The sequence below is a fragment of the Vibrio sp. 10N.222.49.C9 genome, assembly GCF_041474985.1.
GTDB classification, from domain to species: domain Bacteria; phylum Pseudomonadota; class Gammaproteobacteria; order Enterobacterales; family Vibrionaceae; genus Vibrio; species Vibrio crassostreae_C.
Map to the genome: position 1 here is coordinate 1 of NZ_JBFRVD010000786.1, position 300 is coordinate 300.

1 pseudogene is annotated in these 300 nt (G+C 43.0%); it reads left to right on the forward strand.

The annotated features are described in order from the left end of the window. A pseudogene (locus AB4585_RS25590) lies at positions 1-274 on the forward strand (mechanosensitive ion channel family protein); the annotation flags it as partial. Positions 275-300 lie beyond the last annotated feature (26 nt).

Genomic DNA, 300 nt, shown 5'->3' on the forward strand with positions numbered 1-300 from the left:
CATTGAAGATGTGCATCACATGCTAAAGAACCACCCGGATATCGATGCCAATCAAACATTGATTGTGAACTTCAATACCTTTGGGGCTTCGTCCTTAGACTTCTTTGTCTACACCTTTACCAAGACAGTAAACTGGGTTCGATTCCACGAAGTGAAGCAAGACGTGTTATTGCAAATTATGCAGATTATTCACGACAACGACGCTGATGTCGCCTTCCCTACTCAGACCTTAAAGCTGGATCATCCTCCAGAGCAGGCTCTTTTCCAGAAGTAGTTGTAAACAGTAATACGTAGTAAACC